We start from the raw sequence: 21,929 nt of genomic DNA, 5'->3' as shown, positions 1-21,929 counted from the left end.
TCTCATACAACGAATAATAAACATACCGTTATTACAACAAGTAACGGTATGCCGAAAACAAATTTCTTTTTATGAGTTTTATGATGAAACATATACATGCCGATCCAAGCTCCAACTGCTCCTCCAGCTGCCGCCGATAAAAACAACGTACTTTCTGGCGTTCTCCACTGTTTCTTCTTTGCTTTTCGTTTATCAAGCCCCATAAGGCTAAAAGCTATAACGTTAATAATAAGAAAATAAATCCATTTCATCGCTTTCTCTCCTTATGAAAAATTCGATTAATAGTAACACGAAAAAACGACGGAAACAACTGAAGAACTCTTTTTATCCAACTAGTTTCATTCCTTTTTCTTAATTAGTTACCTTCATATTTACATAACCAACTAAAATCGCAGTTAAAGCATTTAATATAGAAAAATGTTATGAGCAGAATCCTATATTTCATTACATTCATCCACTACCATATCATCAAAAAAATTGCTCTCAATCACTTTCTCATCAAAACGAAGAACTACAATTAGCCCTACATATAAAGAAACAAAATTTAGAAACCATTCCCCATTCTCATCTTTCTTAGCTAAGCATTTAAATATCTCTTGAAATTGCATACGCTCATCTGTCGCAACAACTGGTCGCACGCCAAAATATTTCAATACAAGATGTAGGTTGAACTGCACGGATAATGATAAAATATACTTTAATAACTCGGTATAATGAGCAACATTTTTTTGACTATATAACTTCACAAGCTCTTGATGTAAAGTAGAAATTGATAATTCTTCTTTAGTCACTTTTGTTGCTTCTATCATTTCAATCATCTTTTTCATATCCATTCCATTTACCCCTCCTGTTACAAAACAAAAGCCAAAGTATACTTACTTTATAATCAACAATAATTGATTATTTCTCGTCTCTCTTTTTTCTTCACTTACTAAGTCATACTTTTTTAAAAGATGAAATACATCATTTAATATTTCTTGTGAGTGATTACCTTGTAAAAAATTTTTTAACCCTTTAAAAATCTCTTCTGATAAAAAACTCTTTTGACTTTCAAGCTTATTCATCACATCTTCAATAGAATGATCAATCTTACATGCCATACTAAACTTCCCCCTCTATCCTCTATAAATAATATCCTCAGCTAACGATGTAAACACTTCTCCAACAAGAGAATCTTCATCATATACAGATGAACCATTATTTTCTTCACGTTTCGCAAAAGGTATTTGAGCAATTACTTCTGTTTGCAATTGTTCTGCAAGCATTTCGCCGCCGCCTTTTCCGAAGAGATAATTTTTCGATCCATCTTGTTCTTCATAATAAGCCATATTTTCCACAATACCTAAAATCTCATGCTTCGTATGTTTTGCCATTACACCGACTCTTGAAGCAACGAATGAAGCTACATTGTGCGGAGTTGTAACAATTATTTCTTTCGCTTGCGAAATCATCGCTGCAACATCGATCGCAACATCTCCTGTACCTGGTGGTAAATCAAGTAATAAATAATCTAATTCTCCCCAGTGCGTATTCGCAAGAAAATTTTGAATCCATTTATTTAGCATCGGTCCGCGCCACATAACTGGGTTATTTCCTTCTGTAAAAAATCCCATCGACATGATTTTAACACCGTGACTAATGACTGGAATTGCCGTTTGATCAATCATCGTTGGTTTCTTATTCGTTTCCATCATAGCTGGAATACTAAAACCATATATATCTGCATCTAATATCCCCACCTTTTTGCCCATACGCGCTAGTGCAGTTGCAAGATTAATTGTCACCGTTGATTTTCCAACTCCGCCTTTTCCGCTCGTTACAGTAATAAAACGTACTCCTGAATCCGAGCGAAGCATGCTCGGCATACCAGTTTCTGTTCTAGTATTTTTCTTTAATTTCTCTGTTAAAGCTGTACGTTCTTCTTGTGTCATAGAACCAAATGTTACCTCCACTTTAGAGGCACCAATTGCGTGAAGTGATTCTTCAATATCTTGTTGAATTTTTGCTTTTAACGGACAACCTTGGATTGTTAGTACTACTTCAAGTTTAACCTCTGTTCCGTTCATTTGTATATTTCTAACCATATTTAATTCTACAACACTTTTGTGTAACTCTGGATCCTCTACATGTTTTAATGCATTCATTATTTGTTCTTGAGTAAGCATAGAACTCATCCCTTCTCTTATTCTAATTTATATACAACATTTTCTTGGCGCTTCATCTGGTGAAAAAGCTTATCATCCACCGCTAACAGGCGGGATTAATGCGACTATATCTCCAGCTTTTATCATCTCTTCATTCATTACAAACTCTTCGTTAACAGCGACCATCACTTTATCCAACGATTGTAAACAATAGCTGGCTTTAAGCCATTCTTTTAATTGTTGCACTGTCATTTCTTGCTTTTCTGAAATCACTAATCGATCCGATCCAACTTCCTCACGCAAATTTGCAAACAATAAAATTATAATCATTTTCTCATTCTTCCTTCTTTGGTTTTCCTTCTGGATATGGTGTATTTTCAAGTTGATCTCCAATCCACATCGTTCCATCTTCCCAAAATTCTTTTTTCCAAATTGGAACAATTCGTTTTATACGTTCAATCGCGTACTCATTCGCTTCATAAGCTACTTTACGATGCGGTGATGAAACTGCAATGACTACCGCAATATCCATTATTTCTAGCCGCCCTACACGGTGCGTAATTGCTACTTTTGTATCCGGCCATCTTTCACAAATTTCTTCTCCAATTCTCATAAGTTGTTTTACTGCCATCGGTTTATATGCTTCATACTCTAAATGTAGCGTTCGTTTTCCTTTTGTTAATTCTCTCACCGTACCAATAAATGTTGTAATCGCACCTGCTTCTCTTCTTGCGACTTTATTCGTTACTTCTTCAACTAAAATCGGATTATCTACAATCTCAAATAGCACTTGTTCCATTAAAACCACCTCTCACTTTATGAAATGTCCAAGGCCATTCACTACCTTCGTTATCTTCTAATAAAAGAACATCGACAAACATATCTTTTTTATATCCTCTTGTCCCGCCCGGCAATACGATAAACGCGTTGGATTTTGCCAATGAAGAAACTGAGCTAGATTTATCAAACCCTGATGGATAAGCGATTAATTTCCCCTCATCATATTGCAATTTTGCTCGTACAAATCTTGTAAATGGATTCGGTTTTAGAAAATCTTCTCCTAATAACGCTTTTTCTCTTTTTAAATGTACTTTTTCACTAAACATATACGTCCGAATACACGGTCTTACGAATAATTCAAACCCTACGTAACAAGCTGATGGATTTCCTGATAAACCAAATAATAACTTGCCATTTAATTGTGCTACAGTCGTAACACTTCCTGGTCGCATTGCAACTTTATTAAAAAGAACAGATGCACCTAACTTTTCGTAAATAGCTGGTAAATAATCATAATCTCCTACTGATACACCGCCCGTTGTAATTAACATATCTACTTGGCCAAGCGCTTCTTTCACAGCTGTAAAACACGTATTAAAATCATCACTAAACTTCCCAAAATATTTTACTCTTCCGCCCGCTCTTCGAATTTGAGACAATATCATGTACGTATTACTGTTTCGGATTTTCCCTGGCTGTAATGAATCATTGACATCCAGTAATTCACTCCCAGTCGCTAACAGTCCAATTACAGGCTTTCTCGCAACTGGTACTTCACTATAACCGAATGTAGCAAGAAGAGCTGAAATACCTGGATTAATGTAAGATCCTTTCTTTGCAAGAACCGTTCCTTTACGAGCATCTTCACCTTGAAAAGAAATATTGTCGCCCTTTTTGAATGATCGCTTCACTTCCATATAATTGTTGCCATTCTTCTCATATTGACGAGTCAGCTCTAACATAACAACCGCATCACACCCATTCGGAATTTGTGCTCCCGTCATAATTCGAACTGCTTGAAACGGAGCTACTTTCTCATGGAATAGCGATCCTGCACCAATTTCACCCACTACTTCAAATACAATTGGCGTTTCATAACTTGCTAAATTAGTATCTTCTGCTCGAATAGCAAATCCGTCATATGGCGAACGATTAAATGACGGTACATCATGGTCAGCTACTAAATCCTCTGCTAATATACGTCCATAAGCTAATTCAATTGGTAATAGCTCCTTTAAGCCTTTATCAGCAAATCCCATCACTTTACGAACAGCTTCTTCAACCGTAATTGGCACTCTTCTTTCCATTGTTGACACCCTCTCTATTAACCGAATACGCGATAATATAGTTGTTTCGCTTTCGAAATATCATTTGTACCATGAATAAAAACACGACCATCTCGAAAAACAACCACGCGGTAATCATCGAATTGGCAAGATAGTAAATACGGATTCCGATCTACTTTCCCCAGTTTTTGTAATACTTTTTCTATATCATCAAAATTGTATTTCCTATTGTCTACTGTTCTAATTTGAACTGTATTTCTTCCGCATAAAACAGCTGCTTTCGTTTGATTTTCGTATGATAAATAAGGATAAGTTCGATTCAAACCGCATGAGAGACAAGCGTCTGTTTTTATTTTCCCTAATTTTATAAAATGATTTTGATTACTCCATATATCAAACATGAAAAATGTTTTTCTAATTGCTGAGAAATCTTCCACTAAAATTTTGAGTGCTTCTGCCACTTGATATGCTGCGACGATTTGAACAGTCGGGCTAATAATTCCAGCGGTATCACATGTCACACCTGTAACAGGAATATTTTTCAGCATACAATGTAAACACGGTGTCTCTTGCGGAATAATTGTATAACTCATACCATACGATCCAACGCAAGAACCATATACCCAAGGAATATTATGTTTTTGTGATAAATCATTTATTACAAATCGAATATCAAAATTATCTGTTGCATCAATGATTACATCTACATTTTTTAATAGACCTTCCATATTTTCTGAAGTTGCATCCATTACGAAAGCACGTATTTGTACTTCCGAATTAATTTGTTCTAACCGATTTTTTGCAGCAATTGCTTTCGGCATTTTCTTTCTCGCATTTTGTTCAGAGTACAATTGTTGCCTTTGTAAATTACTCCATTCAACGTAGTCACGATCAATAATCGTCAACTTGCCAACACCTGCACGTACGAAACTTTCGGCACTTCCACTTCCTAATGCGCCTGCCCCTACAATTAACACATGTTTATTTCGAATTTTTTCTTGTCCTTTACTCCCAATTGGTTTGAACAACTGTTGTCGTGAATACCGATCAGCCATTACATACCCTTCCTCTCAAGAACTCTATTTCATATTAGAATGTTGTTTCTGATAACAAGCAAAGTAAGCAAAACCAACAAACCCAGCTCCTCCAATTACATTTCCGATAAAAACAGGAACAAAATTTTTAGCCAAATCCATCCACGTTAGATGACCAGCAAAAATAACAGCGGAAATGACAAACATATTTGCTACTACTTGCTGAAATCCAATCACTACAAATGCCATAATTGGAATCCAAATTCCGATGATTTTTCCGACAAAATCACTCGTCCCGTAAGCGAGCCAAAGAGCAAGACAAACGAGCCAATTACAACCAATTGCTAAAATTAAAGTTCTCCCAAATGATTCATGTAACTTCCCTTCCGCTATCGCTACCGTTTTATTTAAATACTCTCCCTCTGTTAATCCGCCAAGATGCCCAAAGCAATACGCAACGAAAATTGCCCCAATAAAATTCATGAGAGTAATCCAAACCCAGTTATTCAGTACACTTATCAATGTAATTTTCTTTGCATAAAGCGCCATAGACAGTGACATCATATTTCCCGTAATTAATTCTCCTCCTGCTAATACTACGAGCATGAGTCCAATAGGAAATACTGCTCCTCCTAAAACATTCACTAGACTTCCCCAGCGCTCAGGTAAATTCCCTAAAACTCGAATGTTAAGTAAAAAACCTATCGCAATAAACGCTCCTCCTAAAAAACCGAGAATAAGCATCGCTGGCAATGTCTGTCTTACTTTTTGAACACCGGCCTCAATGACAAGCTCAGCAATTTGTTCCGGCTTATGAAATGCCATTACCCATTCCTCCATTTTCTCCAAATAAAAAAGCAGCTTCAAAAAACCTCCTCAAAATAAAGGTTTTTGAATGCTGCTTAATTTCTCTGCACATCTTTTACAGAGATATCAATCATCACTTTTACTATAAAATAGAAAATCCACAACTCTTGTAAATTTTCCATTTTTTCACTATGAAGCTAGCTATATATTAACCACCGATATGTGACATTTCAATTTTAGGTATTGTTTTCTTATTTGTATGATTTAAGCGTTCATCTGAATAACGATCTTCCCTATTATTCCATATATCGCGTACTACATCTGTAATGTTCTCATCTGTATGTTCAGAACGAAGCAATTCTCTTAAATCATTTCCTTTAGAAGCAAATAAGCAAGTATATAATTTTCCTTCTGCAGAAATACGAGCTCTCGTACATGATGAGCAAAAAGAATCTGTTACTGATGAAATAATACCTATTTCCTCATCACTTCCTATATAACGATACCTAGTAGCCACTTCACCAGAATAATTTGCTTCTATCCGTTCTAACGGCATAACTTGATGAATCGTATCTACTATTTCTTGTTTAGAAATGACTTCTTTTAAATCCCAACCATTATAATTTCCAACGTCCATATACTCAATAAAACGAAGAATATGCTTATTTTCCTTAAAGTATTGCGCCATCTGCAAAATGTCCTGTTCGTTTTTTCCCTTTTGAACGACCATGTTTATTTTAATTTTCATTCCAACTTCAGCTGCAGCCTGTATTCCTTCCAGAACCCTTTGCACTTTGCTCCTATTACCATTTAAATAGAAAAACCGCTCTTCTTCTAAGGAATCTAAACTAACTGTCACACGTGATAAACCCGCCTTATATAAATCAGGAGCAAACTTTTTAAGTAACGATCCATTGGTTGTTAAACCGATATCTTCTACACCATCAATTTTATTAAGGCGCTCAATAAGCTTTGGAAGCCCTCTTCGAAGTAACGGTTCTCCGCCTGTAATCCGTAATTTTCTCACACCTAAAGAAACGAAAATACGTGTTATCCTTTCAATTTCATCAAAAGATAAAATTTTATCATTAGACAAAAACGAGTAATCAGGACCAAATATTTCTTCTGGCATACAATATCGACAGCGAAAATTACAGCGATCAGTAACTGAAATACGTAAATCCTTTAACGGACGTTGCAACTTGTCTAATGTAACTGATTTCATCTTCATTGCCTCACTTTTATTTTATATTTAAAACACGTTCTGGATGGGTATACACATTTAAGGAGTAATTACGAATAAATCCTATTGTCGTAATACCTAAATCTTCCGCTAGTTGCAAAGCTAACTCAGTTGGAGCTGATTTTGATAGTATAATTTCACAACCGATTTTTGCAACTTTCAATAATATTTCCGAAGAAATACGACCACTAAAAACAATGATTTTATCTTTTATAGAAATATCGTTTCTTAAACAATAACCGTAAATTTTGTCTAGTGCATTATGCCTACCAATATCCATTCGGCTTAAAATAATACCATTCACATCACATAAAGCTGCATTATGAACCCCACCAGTATGATGAAACGTATCCGCAGATTGCTGCATTTCTTTCATTAACCGAAAACAATCCTCTGCCGCAACCTGTACATGGACACCCTGCATTTTTTTTGCACTTAGTGCATCATTGGCAAAAACAAACCCTTGCCTACTCATACCGCAACAAGACGTAATATATCGTTTATTTTGCATTTGTTCATAATACGGATTTACTTTTGTCGTTGTTACATGTACAAATCCTTCTTTCTCCTGCACCCATACACTATCAATATCTTCATACTTTCGAATGACTCCTTCAGACGCTAAGAATCCTATTACCATATCTTCTATATATTCTGGAGTACTAACCATTGTAACAAACTCCTGTCCGTTCATTTTAATGGTGACAGGAAACTCTGTTACAATGCTGTCCTCTATATGCTTAAACGCCCCTTGTTCATAACGAAAGATTTCTCTTTCTACCTGTATCTGTTTCACGATCAGTATCCTTCTCTCACGTTATATTTTTATCGAAAACAAATACCGAAACTGCAATATCTTCTTCTACTTTCATATCTGAAAACAAATTCACTAATTTTGCTCCAACAAGTTCCTCCAAATGTTCACGGGAATTCGCAGCATACACCTCTTGAATCATTTTCGTTCTAGCCATATGGACCATTTCCGCACCGTCCATCGTACTTGAAATAAATTTTTCAGTAGGTGTTAAGTTTCCATAAAGAGTCGCTATAGCCATATTTTCTGCAAAAACAGTATGAATTCGTTCTGGTCCTTTTCCGAAAAGTTCTTTTCGAAGTTTTCGTATCATATCATTAAATTCATGTACTTTTTTTGACATACAATTATACCTCCCAAAAGCCTCATTTTACTTTATTATATATTTTACCAAAATGAGCCTTCCGCCCAAACTATTTCGTACAAATATTTAGGCGGAAAGGTTCACTTCATGAAGTTTATTCGTCTTTTAACCCTTTCCCCATACCTTTTAAGAAATGAAGCCCAAACCCGATAGCACGGTTAATATCTGGGTCTTTCAATACTTTCATAAGATCGAATACCCCTACTTTTTTATTACTTTCTAGATGTTCATTACCTTCTTCTAGCCCGACTAATAAACTACCTATAAGCTTTTTCGTAAGTTCTGGGTCAAGTTCAGTTAACGCCCCTGCAGCACCCATCATATTATTAATTAAATTTGTAACAGGCTCACGAGTTACTTGACCTAGAACGATCTTTGCAATTGGTTCTTTCGCTTTCAGCATAGAATTTGCAGCTTCTAGCATTCCAATGTCATTTAATTCCCCTACTATATTAAACATCTGATTTAGAGCTTCTTCATTATTAGTTAAAAGCTCCTTTAAATCATCTAATTTTTGCTGTTTTATTTCTTCCTCAGTTAATTCTTGTTTTTGAATCATTTTTATAGGTGCAGCCATAGTTTTCTCCTCCTACTTATCCGTTAAATGCACATACCCTGGACGTGCCCACTTACGATGTACCTCAATTCCAGCTTGAGGGTGACGTTTTTTATTGCGTGGGTTCGCTTTTGGCATCGGATTTTCGCCATCAACTTCTAACACTTCCATACGTACTTTCGTTTGTTTATACGCAGGTGTATTCGTACGTACGTCCACAGCGGGGCCTGTTAAGAAATTAATTGCCGTTTCGTTATCTGTAGAGTTCATCGGTAAATATAACTCATTCGCTTTTACACGATCCGTAACGAGTGCACGTAATTTTAATGCTCCAAAAGGAGAGACAAGACGAACTAACGAACCTGTTTTTACGCCACGTTCTTTTGCAAGGTCTGGAGAGATTTCAACGAAAACACCAGGTACTTTCGTTTGAATACCTGTTGATTTATTTGTCATATTCCCTTCATGGAAATGCTCAAGCATACGACCGTTGTTAATGTGAAGGTCAAACTCGGCTGGAAATTCAGCTGGACGTACCCAGTCAGCAATCGCAAAACGAGCTTTTTTATCTGGGAAGTTAAATCCATCTTGGAACAGAAGTGGTGTATTTGTTCCATCAAAACTTCCCCAATGGAAACTGTTCCATCCTTCAAGAACTTCATAGTTCGCTTGCGAGAATAATGGTGATAAACTTGCCATTTCAGCAAAGATTTCACTTGGGTGGCTATAATTCCAGTTTGCCCCTAGTTTATTCGCAACCTCCTGGACGATCCACCAGTCTGGTTTCGCATCTCCTAGCGTAGGAAGAACTTGATATAATCTTTGGACACGGCGCTCTGTATTTGTGAAACTACCTTCTTTCTCAAGAGATGGCGCTGCTGGTAATACAACATCTGCATATTGAGCAGTTTTAGAAAGGAAAACATCTTGCACAACGAAGAAATCAAGGCTCGACAACACTTCATGTACATGATTTGCATTAGAATCTACAAGAGCCATATCTTCTCCGACAAGATACATTGCTTTCATTTTTCCTTCGTCAATTGCATGAAGCATTTCAATATTATTAAGACCTGGTTCACTATCAATTTTCACTCCGTAAGCAGTTTCAAATTTCGCACGCTCCATTTCGTTAGTAACGTGCTGATATCCTGGAAGCCATCCTGGTAAAGTACCCATATCACAAGCACCTTGTACGTTATTGTGACCTCGAAGTGGGTATGCACCTGCTCCTGGACGACGATAGTTCCCTGTTGCAAGAAGTAAGTTTGAAATTGCAGCGGAAGTATCAGAGCCACCTGTATTTTGCGTTACCCCCATACCCCAAAGGATACATGTACCATCCGCATCACGAATCATTTCAGCCATTTGAATAAGTGTTTCTTTTGAAATACCTGTTACTTCTTCTGCATATGCAAGTGTATATTCTTCTAGGCTCTCTTTGAAATCTTCAAAGAAGTTTACATTCTCATTAATAAATTCTTGATCATGCCAACCTCGATCAATCATATATTTTGTAACAGCCATTAACCATACTTGATCTGTTCCTTGTTTTGGACTAATAAAGACATCTGATCGCTCTGCCATTTCTGTTTTACGAAGATCCGCTACAATTAACTTTTGTCCGTGTAATTTATGTGCACGTTTAATACGTGTAGCTAAAACAGGATGACCTTCTGTCGGATTACATCCTACAATAATAACAAGACCAGATTGTGCAATATCTTTAATCGTTCCGGCATCACCGCCCATACCAATTGTACGGAATAAACCATCCGTTGCTGGTGATTGGCAATAACGTGAGCAATTATCAATATTATTCGTTCCAAATACTTGTCGAGCTAATTTTTGAATTACATAATTGTCTTCATTTGTAATTTTAGAGGAAGAAATAAATCCGATAGAACCTTTGCCGTACTCTTCTTTAATAGCGCCTAATTTATTTGCAACTACATTCAGTGCTTCTTCCCATGTAGATTCAACAAACGTTCCATTTTTACGAATTAAAGGTTTTGTAATTCGCTCTTTAGAATTTACGAAATCCCATCCAAATTTCCCTTTTACACAAGTCGAAATTGCGTTAACTGGCGCATCTGAAGATGGCTGTACTTTAAGGATTTTACGCCCCTTCGTCCACACTTCAAACGAACAACCTACACCACAAAATGTACATACTGTTTTCGTTTTTTTCGTACGAGTCTCACGCATAGATGCTTCTACTTCTGAAATCGCAAAAATCCCGCTATATCCTGGTTCTACTTCTTTAATAAGGTCGACCATCGGTTCAAGAATGTCTGGCTTTAATCCTGTCATAAATCCAGCTTCACCGAGCATCGATTTCTCCATTAAAGCATTACAAGGGCAAATCGTTACACATTGACCACAGCTAACGCATGAAGAATCATTAATATTTACTCCTTCATCCCAAATAACTCGTGGGCGTTCCGCTTCCCAGTCTATCGATAACGTTTCATTTACTTGTAAGTTTTGACACACCTCAACGCATTGACCGCATGCAATACATTGATTAGGGTCATAGCGATAAAACGGATGCGTCATATCAACTTCACTTACATCTACTTTCGGTTCATAAGGATATTTTTGATGTTCAATTTCCATTAATTCTGCTGTATTATGCAGTTTACAGTTCCCATTGTTGTTGTCACATACTGTACAGTATAATAAATGATTTTCTAGTAACCGATCCATCGCCTCTGTTTGTGCTTCTTTTGCGCGAACAGAAGCACGTTCAATGCTCATACCTTCCGTTGCTATCGTCGAACAAGAACGCATTAACTTTCCGTCAACTTCTACAATACAAGTGTCACATGTTTGAATAGGATCTACTTCTGGCACATAACAAATTTGCGGATGTTCAATCCCGTTCTCATTAATAACACCCAATATCGTTGAACCGGGCTCCGCTGTATACTTTTTTCCGTCAATTGTAATATGAACCATGTTGTTATTCATGGTCTTTCCCCCTTTTTGAGAATAAAAAAACTCCACCACGAAAATATACGCACCACATTTCGGCACGTTATTATCATGGTGGAGTAGTTTATTAGCACATCTTGCTAAAATACCAATCCATTTATTCATAAATAAAACGATAGAGTCATAACAGGTCATATCACGATTCCATCTTTAACACTATAATTATAGCGTTAAAGTTAAAAATATACAATATAAAATTTAAACTACGCATATGTCAGCTTGTAACTATCCATAATAACCCATATAAAACATAACAAGGAGTAAGCGAACAAATGGGGTCTTTTAATAAATGGATGCGTGGTGAAAAATCTTTTTCTACCCAAGAGCAAGCTGATTACGCATTAAATAAATCTATCTCTTCTTCCCTTTCCCTTAATTTAAAGCACTTGTCCAAACTGTTTAGCGGTATTCCAGAATTAATAACACGCACTTTTCCATTAAAAAACGGACAGGAAGCTGCACTTATATATATGGAAGGACTTGTAGACAAAACTGTTATTAACGTAAACATTCTTCGTCCTCTCTTATTTAAAGAGTGGAATGAAGACGATTTTTGGGAAGCTTCTGTTTCTATCGGAAATATAAAAAAAGTTCAACAGTGGACAGATATTGAACAATCTCTTTTACACGGCAAAAGTATTTTATTTATAAACGGGCAACTATCTGCTTTAGAGCTTGATACGCAAGCGGCACCAAAAAGGAGTATTGAAGAACCTACAACAGAGAGCTCCATAAAAAGCTCACACGAAGGATTTAATGAAGTAGCGAGCGACAGCCTTGCACTTATTCGTCGATATATTCCAAATCGCGAATTGAAAGTGAAGGAATTCACTGTTGGTGAACGAGCTACTTCAAAGGTTTTTTTGCTTTATCTAGCAGATGTTGCGAACGAAAATGTCGTAAAAGAAATGGCATCCCGTATCGAGTCAGTAAAAGTTGATGCGATTCTTACTACTGGTGAATTAGAAGGATTTGTTGAAGATAATTCCTTTACTCTCTTTCCACAATTATCAATAACTGAACGTCCTGACACAACAGCACATCATATTCTAGATGGGCGAATTGCCGTTATTGTAGATCGCTCACCAGGCGTATTAATAGGACCTATGACCTTTTCATCCTTTTTTCAGACGATAGATGATTACAGCTTCAGACCTATGATTCCATCTTTTATACGACTCCTTCGTTTCACTGGACTATTTATTGCAATATTTGCTCCTGCTCTTTATATTGCTATGATTTCCTTTCATTATGAAGTAATTCCACTTAAATTATTGTTAACAATTGGAGAATCTCGAGCCAAAATTCCTTTTCCGCCTATATTAGAAGCACTTTTGATGGAATTAGTACTTGAAATGCTACGCGAAGCTGCAGTTCGACTTCCCGGTCCCGTCGGACAAACAATTGGCGTCGTAGGAGGGATTGTCATTGGACAAGCTGCAGTTCAAGCAGGAATCGTAAGTAATGTTATGGTTATCGTCGTATCTATTACCGCAGTCGCTTCTTTTATCATTCCCAATCTGGAAATGTCAGCAGGAGTTCGGATTCTTCGCTTTCCAATGATGATAATCGCTTCTTTATTCGGAGTCATTGGAATTATGGTTGGAATGTCAGTTATCATCATCCATATTCTTTCTATGGACTCACTTGGTGTTCCTTACGGTAGTCCTTTTTCTCCATCATTTGCTACGGATTTAAAAGACGTTCTTGTGCGTTTGCCATGGAAACTAATGAAGAAACGACCACTATCCCTTAACTTAAAACAAGAAAATCGACAACCGGATATAGAAGAAAAGGAGGAAGATAAGTGACAAAGCGTGTAAAGAGGGAGATTAGTTTATTTCAATACATTTTAACGATTAGTGGTGTTCAAGTAGGATTCGGTGTACTTACACTGCCACGTGAAGTGGCCCAAGGGGCGAATACAGATGGCTGGATGTCTATTATTATAGGATGCGCTACCACTACTTTAGTCAGTCTATGTATTGTAAAAATCATGGAGAAGCATCCTGGTTACCATTTACTTGATGTGCTAACTCGTTATCTTGGAAAATGGTTAGGAAGAGTAGGAATGATTTTTTGGATTTTATATGCTGTTCTTGCAGCGGTTTCTTTAATTTTTTCCCTCTTATACGTTATTCACATTTGGATTTTGCCTAGATCTCCAATGTTTTTAATCATGATGCTATTATCTATTCCAATGGTAATGCTCGCATGTAAAGGTGTTCTTATTATTAGCCGCTATGCTGTTTTTACTGTCTTATTTACACTCTGGATGCCATTACTATTATTTATCCCACTTAAAGATGGGCATTGGATCTATCTTCTTCCTCTCCTTAAAGAAGGATGGATACCAGTTTTCAACACAGTAAAATCAACTATTATTGCCTTTCTCGGATTTGAGTTTGCATTCGTCCTTTATCCTTACCTCAGTAATAAATCATCTGCAAAAAAAGGGATTGTTATTGCAAATATGATTACTTTATTCGTTTACCTGCAAGTGACGTTCGTTTCTTTCCTTTATTTTAGCCCAGATGGTATAACTAAGTTTTTATGGCCTACCCTTTCTCTCGTTACACCATTTCACTTTTCTTTTCTGGAACGATTTGAAATTATCTTTTTGTCATTTTATCTCTTTATCATTTTTGATTCTTGCATTCCTTATATTTTTACTGCTTCAGATGGAATCAATCAATTACTTAACAAAAAAGGGAGTTCATTACCTATTTGGTTTTTATTATTCGGTTGTACTTTCATTCTGTTCTTTTATATCCCTTCCTCTTATCAAATAAGTGCGTTGCGAGAATTTTGGGGAACTGCAAGTTATTTTATCGTTTTTCTATTCCCAGTCGTATTTCTCTTATACATGACACTTTATCAGCATTGGAAAAGGAGAAGAGTTTAAATGAGGGGCTTTATTCATTTCACTATACTTTACTTTCTCATAACCTTTTTTAACAGGCTGTGGAGATCGACTCGACTTAGAAAAACAATCGATTTCATTAATTTACGGCTTTGACGCAAAAGCAAAAGGAAAATTAATTGTGTACCACGTAAATCCTATTTTTAATGAAGACGTAGAAAAAAAGTACGAAACACATGAAGCGAAAGTACGTACACCTCGAGAAGCAAAAGCAACGTTTAATAGTTCAAGTGGCGGTTTAGTATCTACAGAAAAGTTACAGCTCATTTTATTTAGCACAAATTTTTTAAAACAAGAAGGGGCTATGCCTTACCTTGATGTTTGGTATCGTGATCCTAAAAACACTGGAAACATGCGCATGGTTGCAGTAGACGGTCCAATTTCTTCAGTTATATATAATAACTTTAAAGATAAGCCTGCCCTTCCCGAGTATTTAACAGATTTAATTAATACGAACAAACTGTACAATCGGACCGTTTTTACGACATTTCATGAATTTCACAGGCAAACGTTTAATAAAGGTATAACACCTGCTATTTCAGAAATAAAAAAAGGTAAAAAGGATGTTATCGTTACCGGTTCCGCGCTATTAACTTCTCGCGGAATTTATAAAATGTCATTAAATCGTTATGAAAGCGCCCTTCTTCTTTTGTTACAAAAGAAAGCGAATACACCGGTTTCGCTTACATTGAAAATCCCTTCTACTTCAGTTGAAAGTAATAGTGATTTAAAAGATACCGATGGCGGCGATTTCGTAACAATAAATGTTCTTAGCATGGATCGTGATATCCATACAGATTATAGCGATAACCACTTCAAATTTCATGTTAAAATGGATTTGAAAATTGCTGTCTCTGAACTTACATTCAATATGGATATAGACAAAGATAGAAAGAAATTAACTTCTCTTATTACAAAACAACTAAACAAAGATTTGAACGATTTAATCCACAACATTCAAAAACAGCAACTTGATCCATTCGGATTTGGTGATTATGCGAGAGCGTTTCAATATAAAGAATGGAAACAAGTCGAAGATGATTGGCCGAGTGCCTTTTCAAAAGCTAATGTGAAAGTAACTCCTACTATTAAAATTTTAGAAAACGGGATTATTAAATAGTAAAAAACACGCTACTTGCTCTTATACATTTAAAGAGTAAATAGCGTGTTATCATTATTATTTTGAAACTTCTTATACAGTTACACTTCTGTCTCTTGTTCTTCGTTTTCCACTTCTTCCAATCTTTGCTGCTCTGCAAGTTCAGCTGAAATCATTCCATAATAAATTTCTGGATACAATCCAAATATTTGATATACACTTCCTAAAAACGGCATCGGAATCCCTCTTTTCTAAAGTTGTATTGCCACTTTTAAGGATTCCCTATTCTTTCATTATACATTCGTTTTTGACGTTTCCTCTTCATCATGAACGCTTAATAAATTTTGCCACTTTTTATAAGGAGCACTATTTGGATCTACATATCCTTTCGCATACGAACGATCCCACAATTGTTTAATAAACATTTCTTTCTCTTTCTTTGCCACCATATCGGCACCTGTACCGTAATAGTTCTGGAAATACAACTCGATTTCATCGAGGAATAGTCTTAATAATTCATCTGATGTTTCTTCTAATGTCGGATCATACTTCGCTTCACGGTCATACATTAAAATCATATCTAAAAGATTGTGGACATGTTCTTTTCTAAGCCATCTTACATCTTGGGCTCCTAATACGAACGGATGTGTATATAAATGTCCACCTTGTATCATCGCCTTTTCTTGCTCTTCTTCAAATCGTGACAAGATGTTTTCATAAATAAACGGATTATGAAGCAATGCTCTGTGTAATTTATAACTTTCGCTTGAAATATTTTTCCCCATCGACTGAATTAAAAAGCTACGTCCTACACCGTTATATTGATACACAAATTGTCCATCAACAGCAACTAAACTAATCCAGCGATACATATATGCGTATAGTAATGCACGATTACATTTATCATAATCTAATTTTGTTTGAGTCGCGTTTAAATCTGGCATAAAGGCTGGTAAGTGCCAATACTTATCTAAATGCGGCGTTAAACTAGATTTTTTACTATTTAATTTATTTACACGGCGATAATACGATTGGAAATAGTCACCTTTATCATTCATAAATCCGTTTGAAATATGTCCTGATGATAATTTAGGAAAATCTTGCAGCGATAAGCCGTAATGCGCTCGATAACAGATTACTTCAAATGGCGAAAAGGCTTCATGTACTGTATCTTTTTCTTTAAACATTTCTTGAATTAATTCCTCTTGCAGCTCTTTCTTTAAAGAAGGATGTATACCCCAATATTGTAATTCCCTATGATGAGCAACTTTCGGAACGAATGGACTCGCTAAATGGAACAGGTCTTCAATTTTTTCACGAACGTATTCATCGCGATCACGTTTCTTATAATCTGCTTCTTTTCGCAACGCTTCAATGATATTCAGTTCTAATTTATCACGATAGCGTACTTGCAGTTCGTCATAACAATAGCTCAGTATATGTTCTCGGTAGAAATCCTCTACCTTTTTCGACTGAATCTCTTCTGTTTTCGCATCACGACAATATTCCCCGTACAAACTCATATAAATTTCCGCTGATATATCTTTCGGTAGTACACCTAAATTTAAATGTTGCTGCATATCTTGCCATATCTTTTCTTGCAGCTGTTCCTCAGCTAATACATATACATTCGTCGGGTTTGTTTTCCCTTCAAATTCCTTACTGCGCTTTTGGATTTCAAACAGTAAATTTTCACGTGTTTCATGTAAATTATCAAAAAATCTTTCCCAATATTGAATCATTTTATTAACTGCTTGATATAGCGATTGATATACAAGTTCTAATAGCATTTCTTTTCGATATTCATTTAATTTGTGTACATATTGCGTTATGATGTCTTCAAATTCTCTTTTGAATAAACGTTGCTGATTATTAATCATTTTTCCAAACCAGCCTTGTTGTTGAGCAATTTCTACTCGGCGTACAGCCGTTACCGTTCCATCGATATTACCCACATTAAATTTTTTATCGTAGTTTTGAATTACATTTCGCTTTTGTTCATTATTTTCATGTAATCGATTCATTTTTTCTACTAACTGTTTTCGAATTTCATATAACATAAAACGTGCTGCTACTGGGTGAACTGGATCTGTTTTCTTTAAAAACCATGTATTTAATTGATAGGACTGCCCTTCAGAACCACTTGGTGAAAAGCGGTCTGATTCAATCATGTCATATAAAAGTGTCGTTACATGTTCATGTACACGGCTCGGAATCGCATATGCATATAAGCGAACCGCATGATCCACTCTTGCCACTTCGCCTTTCATTTGTTCCATCATTTTCAGTTTCGCAGCTGAAATTTTACACTCATGTTGCAAACGATTTAATTCCTCATCTTTTTGCACCGTTCGTTGTACATAACTTTCTACAGCTTCTAAAAACAGTTTTGATTTCGCAACTCCGAGCTTACCACCCTCTGCTCCTTCACGTGTTTCATTGTACATTTGTCTATAGAAAATATGAGCTTGCTCTGGACGGGTAGCAAGATGTTCCAAGTCCTCTAAATAACTTTTACCTCTCTCCGGCTTTTCACGCTGCATCCCACGTTTTACATCTTGGTCATATCTTTGCTTCTTCTCTTGAAACAGTTGATCTAAATGAAGCCACGATTCATCTAAACCTTGCACAGCCCATTTTAAAGCACAATATTTTAACACATGCTCATACGGATAAATGAGTTTTGCCGTTCCTGCCCCGCAATATCGTCCTTTTCCGCTTGATTCTGCTAATTGCTGAATTTGATTGTCTTCTTGTGCAAAATGACTTGTGGACATCGGGCTAAATAACTGTAAATAAATTGTATTTGCCATCTGTTCCATATAATCTGATAAATTGTGTAAATGGTGTCCATGTAGGTTTTCATAATCGTATAAGAAACAATAATTGTACGGTAAATGATGTTGTTTAATTGTATGATTCGTTCTTCCGTCTTCATCTACTTGATCAGGGCGATACTCTAATTCAATTGTTACACCGCCGCGTTTTGATAATTCTCCAGTAGAACCGAGCGTAATAGCATGTAATTCTTTTAACGATGCATAGCCGTTCGCTTGCACCGTTTCAAACTCTTTCCCACTAACTGTTCTCGTCTTTACTAAAACATCCGGCATTAAAAACGCACCGCGTATTAAAATGTTATGATGCTGCAATTTCTTCCGAAGCATTTCACGTAAATATAATGCAATTTGCAGAAACATCCCCGAACCTGTTCCGCCTGCTAGTGATGTTACTATAATGACACGCACACCATATTCTGTTTGATCACTTGTAACCGGAAAAATTTTCTCAATTTCTTGCCAAAAGGACGTTAATTTATCTTCTTTCATCGCAGCACGTAACGCTAAACGTGAAATGACGCGTAACTGTCCTGCTCCTTCTGTTAATGGTTTATCAAGTATAGTCGGATCCATCGGAAACCACTCTGGGATTGTTGGATCTCCTGCAATATACTCCCTGGGCGTTTTACTAGAACTCGTTTGTGTCTTAAACTTTCGAATATGATCAAATTTACTCAATGTATTCACATCTGTATCAAATACGTGCATTGCTACCTTTTTCCGGCGCTCTTCAGGTAATTTTTCATATATTTGATGCGTCACAGTACTACCGATTCCACCTAAACCAATTAATATTGTTGGAACTTGTAATGTCATGTGAACCACCTTCCTATTCTTGCTTGTTTGAAAAAAGGGAAAGAGAATCAATACTCCATCCCCTTCTTTTCCCTATCTACTATTCACATTCGTACTTGTAAATCTCTTTACCATATCCTCTATCAATTAGTAAAAGTTCATTTGGATATAGTGTCTTATGTTCCATTCCTACTTCATCCTTTGTTATAAACATCCCATCAATAATCATTCCAACTACTTGTGATTCTTTCGCTACAAAGACAGATTTCGAACCTTTCTTCGCTATAAACGTAACGGATTGCACTGTTTTTCTTTCTGCTCTAAATGGGATACCAAAATAATGGTTCCACCATTTATTTCGAAGTAATTCTGGTTCAGATTGATATAGCCAATCTTTCGCTACCTCTTGATCCCATTCATAATACAGTAGTGCTTTCCGGTGAAATCTTGGCCGAACAATCCATCCTAAAACAATGATTCCTACTACTAGTAGTAATAAAGTGATAGGAATGACAAACTTAAAAATAAGCGCATATTTTTCATAAAACGGAGCATCTTGAATATGGAATGTTATGTTTTTCTTTACTTCTTGTAACTTTGAATCCTGCATTACGATGGTAGCTTCTACGGTGCCGGTATCTGTAAAATTAAATGTGTCGGAGTAATAGGGACGAGGATAAACATAGATTTGATTTCCATGTTGCTTTATTTCATAGTTGATTGATTGTTTAGATGTGACACCAGTAGATTTTAATAGTTTCTTTACAGCCTCTTCTGTCATCGGCTTACCATCTAACTGTGGTTGTATAATAAACGGTTTACTATTCTCTAAATTTGTTACTTTTTCTTCATAATCTTTCGTAATCGTTTGTAGTGATAATTTTGGTTTTTCCGTTACTTCGATTTTAAATTCTTTCGTCTGTCTGTAAAATCCCTTTATGTTCATATGAACTTTCCCACGCACTAGCCCTTTAGCAATCTTCATTTCGTAGTAAAATACATGTTTTTTATCGTCCCACTTCATCGGGTACTGTTTTCCTTCTATTTCTAATTCTGCCTGAAAGTAAGAAGACTGAACTGGCAACTCCGTAGGCTTTGCTTCAATAACAGCAGTAACACCTTCATACATTTTCTCTACATTTTTTTGACTACTATCATCTTTGGCATAAGTAGAAACCGTATAATTAAGCGCTGGTTCAACTAGTACTTGTAGTCCTTCTTTCTCAATGTCCTGGTCCACTTCTATCGTATAAGTTCCTGGTTTAATAACTTCCTCATTTTCCGTACTTATATGAACTATATTTCCGAACAATTTTGCTTCTCCTGGTGCATGTATGGAAAAAGAAGATTGTAATTGTAATGGTTTAGAAATTTGTGTGACCTGATAATCGGGCAGAGAAGGCGATTGTCGTACAAGCGTCATACGCTTTAACGGAAACGGTGTTGTAATCTCTACTCTTTTCCCCACTACTTTCGTTTTTACAATCGATTCAACAGAGGAGAATGGATCACGATTTGCAACTAATGCTGCCACTTGATTTACACTTTTTACAATGCCATCTTCTCCGTTTGACGGCATCGTAACACCATTTATCTCTTTCTTCCATATTTCCTTGAACGTATTTAGTTGTTCTTTTTCTTGTTGTCCTAAATCTTCTTCCATCGTAATTAAGACTGGATGTAACGATATCTTTTTTGCATCCATTTCTTTCTTAAACTGGGCTAATTTCTGCAAAATTTGTTCTTTTCCGCCAACCTTATCTTTCTCTAAATCATTAAATGCCCCGTCAGTTAATACAATAAGCCAAAATTCACGTTTTCCATCTATATCTGCTTCCTTTTTTATAGATTGCATCGCCGTTTCTACCGCGCTAAATGGAGTATTTAAATACGTTTTCCATGCTCCAATTCCCTCAATTTCTGTTTGCCTTTTATCCTTCGTTAACGAAATGTTTAATGGCTCATTCGGCTTACTCATTGGAACATAAGAAAATTTATCTTTTTCATCCAATAGCGCAACTAAACTTTGCAAAGCATAATTGGCATATTTCCAGCGATCGTTATTTCTCATGCTGCCCGAATCGTCATATACAAGTGAAACGACCCTTTCCTTTGCCTCCTCTCCTTTTGCAAAAGCTGATAAAGGTAAACATATAAATAGAAACAACATGAACGTGGCACAAATTCGGATTTTCATGATGAGGCTTCGCCACCTTTGTAGACAAATTCCTATGTTTAAATTTATGA

The 21,929-nt window shown here is 36.2% G+C and carries 19 protein-coding genes and 1 pseudogene; 3 read left to right on the top strand and 17 right to left on the bottom strand.

Features of this window, described 5'->3' with window-relative positions:
- Positions 1 to 2: 2 nt before the first annotated feature.
- From HMPREF1014_RS06630 to fdhF, 14 genes are all read right to left on the bottom strand, one after another.
- A complete protein-coding gene (locus HMPREF1014_RS06630) occupies positions 3 to 251 on the bottom strand; it encodes a DUF1294 domain-containing protein (protein WP_000871349.1) in 249 nt (82 codons plus the stop codon).
- Positions 252 to 434: 183 nt separating this feature from the next.
- A complete protein-coding gene (locus HMPREF1014_RS06625; RefSeq protein WP_000367287.1) occupies positions 435 to 833 on the bottom strand; it encodes a hypothetical protein in 399 nt (132 codons plus the stop codon).
- 42 nt (positions 834 to 875) lie between these two features.
- Entirely contained in the window at positions 876 to 1,100 is a 225-nt protein-coding gene (locus HMPREF1014_RS06620; protein ID WP_000752306.1) for a hypothetical protein, read from the bottom strand.
- 15 nt (positions 1,101 to 1,115) lie between these two features.
- On the bottom strand, positions 1,116 to 2,165 hold the full coding sequence (locus tag HMPREF1014_RS06615) for a P-loop NTPase (protein WP_000957513.1): 1,050 nt from the start codon (positions 2,163 to 2,165) through the stop codon (positions 1,116 to 1,118).
- 72 nt (positions 2,166 to 2,237) lie between these two features.
- Positions 2,238 to 2,474: a molybdopterin converting factor subunit 1 gene (gene moaD, locus HMPREF1014_RS06610; protein ID WP_000583943.1), complete on the bottom strand. Its 237-nt coding sequence runs from the start codon at positions 2,472 to 2,474 to the stop codon at positions 2,238 to 2,240.
- Between the two features lie 4 nt (positions 2,475 to 2,478).
- A complete protein-coding gene (gene moaE / locus HMPREF1014_RS06605; protein ID WP_000438664.1) occupies positions 2,479 to 2,943 on the bottom strand; it encodes a molybdopterin synthase catalytic subunit MoaE in 465 nt (154 codons plus the stop codon).
- Positions 2,924 to 4,231 (bottom strand): molybdopterin molybdotransferase MoeA, encoded by a 1,308-nt coding sequence (locus HMPREF1014_RS06600; RefSeq protein ID WP_000442196.1) that lies wholly within the window; start codon positions 4,229 to 4,231, stop codon positions 2,924 to 2,926. The genes moaE and HMPREF1014_RS06600 overlap by 20 nt, the downstream gene beginning before the upstream one ends.
- A 17-nt stretch (positions 4,232 to 4,248) precedes the next feature.
- A complete protein-coding gene (locus tag HMPREF1014_RS06595) occupies positions 4,249 to 5,265 on the bottom strand; it encodes a molybdopterin-synthase adenylyltransferase MoeB (RefSeq protein WP_000785273.1) in 1,017 nt (338 codons plus the stop codon).
- Positions 5,266 to 5,289: 24 nt separating this feature from the next.
- Positions 5,290 to 6,069 (bottom strand): formate channel, encoded by a 780-nt coding sequence (locus HMPREF1014_RS06590; protein ID WP_009326633.1) that lies wholly within the window; start codon positions 6,067 to 6,069, stop codon positions 5,290 to 5,292.
- A gap of 190 nt (positions 6,070 to 6,259) precedes the next feature.
- Positions 6,260 to 7,276 (bottom strand): GTP 3',8-cyclase MoaA, encoded by a 1,017-nt coding sequence (moaA, locus tag HMPREF1014_RS06585; protein ID WP_000844122.1) that lies wholly within the window; start codon positions 7,274 to 7,276, stop codon positions 6,260 to 6,262.
- Positions 7,277 to 7,292: 16 nt separating this feature from the next.
- Positions 7,293 to 8,090 (bottom strand): formate dehydrogenase accessory sulfurtransferase FdhD, encoded by a 798-nt coding sequence (gene fdhD / locus HMPREF1014_RS06580; RefSeq protein WP_000809726.1) that lies wholly within the window; start codon positions 8,088 to 8,090, stop codon positions 7,293 to 7,295.
- 16 nt (positions 8,091 to 8,106) lie between these two features.
- A complete protein-coding gene (locus tag HMPREF1014_RS06575) occupies positions 8,107 to 8,451 on the bottom strand; it encodes a Na-translocating system protein MpsC family protein (RefSeq protein WP_000039582.1) in 345 nt (114 codons plus the stop codon).
- Between the two features lie 115 nt (positions 8,452 to 8,566).
- A complete protein-coding gene (locus tag HMPREF1014_RS06570; RefSeq protein WP_000729897.1) occupies positions 8,567 to 9,049 on the bottom strand; it encodes a helical membrane plugin domain-containing protein in 483 nt (160 codons plus the stop codon).
- Between the two features lie 12 nt (positions 9,050 to 9,061).
- Entirely contained in the window at positions 9,062 to 12,001 is a 2,940-nt protein-coding gene (gene fdhF, locus HMPREF1014_RS06565; RefSeq protein WP_001063641.1) for a formate dehydrogenase subunit alpha, read from the bottom strand.
- Positions 12,002 to 12,297: 296 nt separating this feature from the next.
- On the opposite strand from fdhF, the gene HMPREF1014_RS06555 reads away from it, so the two are divergent.
- From HMPREF1014_RS06555 to gerSC, 3 genes and pseudogenes are all read left to right on the top strand, one after another.
- A complete protein-coding gene (locus HMPREF1014_RS06555; RefSeq protein ID WP_000534528.1) occupies positions 12,298 to 13,836 on the top strand; it encodes a spore germination protein in 1,539 nt (512 codons plus the stop codon).
- Positions 13,833 to 14,930, top strand: a complete 1,098-nt coding sequence (locus tag HMPREF1014_RS06550) for an endospore germination permease (RefSeq protein ID WP_000167071.1) — start codon at positions 13,833 to 13,835, stop codon at positions 14,928 to 14,930. The genes HMPREF1014_RS06555 and HMPREF1014_RS06550 overlap by 4 nt, the downstream gene beginning before the upstream one ends.
- Positions 14,931 to 16,068 (top strand): annotated as a pseudogene (gerSC, locus tag HMPREF1014_RS06545) (spore germination protein GerSC).
- Between the two features lie 80 nt (positions 16,069 to 16,148).
- Here the strand turns inward: gerSC and HMPREF1014_RS06540 are convergent.
- From HMPREF1014_RS06540 to HMPREF1014_RS06530, 3 genes are all read right to left on the bottom strand, one after another.
- Positions 16,149 to 16,283 carry a hypothetical protein gene (locus tag HMPREF1014_RS06540; protein ID WP_001116177.1) on the bottom strand — a complete coding sequence of 45 codons (135 nt, stop codon included), beginning with the start codon at positions 16,281 to 16,283 and terminating at the stop codon, positions 16,149 to 16,151.
- A 57-nt stretch (positions 16,284 to 16,340) separates the two neighbouring features.
- Entirely contained in the window at positions 16,341 to 19,703 is a 3,363-nt protein-coding gene (locus HMPREF1014_RS06535; RefSeq protein WP_000175128.1) for a tubulin-like doman-containing protein, read from the bottom strand.
- Between the two features lie 79 nt (positions 19,704 to 19,782).
- Positions 19,783 to 21,879, bottom strand: coding sequence for a vWA domain-containing protein (locus tag HMPREF1014_RS06530; RefSeq protein ID WP_000702075.1), 2,097 nt, complete (start codon positions 21,877 to 21,879; stop codon positions 19,783 to 19,785).
- Positions 21,880 to 21,929 lie beyond the last annotated feature (50 nt).

It is taken from the genome of Bacillus sp. 7_6_55CFAA_CT2, assembly GCF_000238655.1.
Taxonomy (GTDB): Bacteria; Bacillota; Bacilli; order Bacillales; family Bacillaceae_G; genus Bacillus_A; species Bacillus_A cereus.
The sequence above is the reverse complement of the archived record's forward strand: the minus strand, read 5'-3'. Positions and strand labels throughout refer to the sequence as shown.

Excerpts from the sequence above, each read along its gene's own strand:
- fdhF (WP_001063641.1), bottom strand. The coding sequence starts at position 12,001 with ATGAATAACAACATGGTTCATATTACAATTGACGGAAAAAAGTATACA.
- HMPREF1014_RS06555 (WP_000534528.1), top strand. The coding sequence starts at position 12,298 with ATGGGGTCTTTTAATAAATGGATGCGTGGTGAAAAATCTTTTTCTACC.
- HMPREF1014_RS06535 (WP_000175128.1), bottom strand. The coding sequence starts at position 19,703 with ATGACATTACAAGTTCCAACAATATTAATTGGTTTAGGTGGAATCGGT.
- moaD (WP_000583943.1), bottom strand. The coding sequence starts at position 2,474 with ATGATTATAATTTTATTGTTTGCAAATTTGCGTGAGGAAGTTGGATCG.
- HMPREF1014_RS06575 (WP_000039582.1), bottom strand. The coding sequence starts at position 8,451 with ATGTCAAAAAAAGTACATGAATTTAATGATATGATACGAAAACTTCGA.
- HMPREF1014_RS06630 (WP_000871349.1), bottom strand. The coding sequence starts at position 251 with ATGAAATGGATTTATTTTCTTATTATTAACGTTATAGCTTTTAGCCTT.
- HMPREF1014_RS06570 (WP_000729897.1), bottom strand. The coding sequence starts at position 9,049 with ATGGCTGCACCTATAAAAATGATTCAAAAACAAGAATTAACTGAGGAA.
- moaE (WP_000438664.1), bottom strand. The coding sequence starts at position 2,943 with ATGGAACAAGTGCTATTTGAGATTGTAGATAATCCGATTTTAGTTGAA.
- HMPREF1014_RS06625 (WP_000367287.1), bottom strand. The coding sequence starts at position 833 with ATGGATATGAAAAAGATGATTGAAATGATAGAAGCAACAAAAGTGACT.
- HMPREF1014_RS06615 (WP_000957513.1), bottom strand. The coding sequence starts at position 2,165 with ATGCTTACTCAAGAACAAATAATGAATGCATTAAAACATGTAGAGGAT.
- HMPREF1014_RS06600 (WP_000442196.1), bottom strand. The coding sequence starts at position 4,231 with ATGGAAAGAAGAGTGCCAATTACGGTTGAAGAAGCTGTTCGTAAAGTG.
- HMPREF1014_RS06540 (WP_001116177.1), bottom strand. The coding sequence starts at position 16,283 with ATGCCGTTTTTAGGAAGTGTATATCAAATATTTGGATTGTATCCAGAA.
- moaA (WP_000844122.1), bottom strand. The coding sequence starts at position 7,276 with ATGAAATCAGTTACATTAGACAAGTTGCAACGTCCGTTAAAGGATTTA.
- HMPREF1014_RS06595 (WP_000785273.1), bottom strand. The coding sequence starts at position 5,265 with ATGGCTGATCGGTATTCACGACAACAGTTGTTCAAACCAATTGGGAGT.
- HMPREF1014_RS06590 (WP_009326633.1), bottom strand. The coding sequence starts at position 6,069 with ATGGCATTTCATAAGCCGGAACAAATTGCTGAGCTTGTCATTGAGGCC.
- HMPREF1014_RS06530 (WP_000702075.1), bottom strand. The coding sequence starts at position 21,879 with ATGAAAATCCGAATTTGTGCCACGTTCATGTTGTTTCTATTTATATGT.
- HMPREF1014_RS06620 (WP_000752306.1), bottom strand. The coding sequence starts at position 1,100 with ATGGCATGTAAGATTGATCATTCTATTGAAGATGTGATGAATAAGCTT.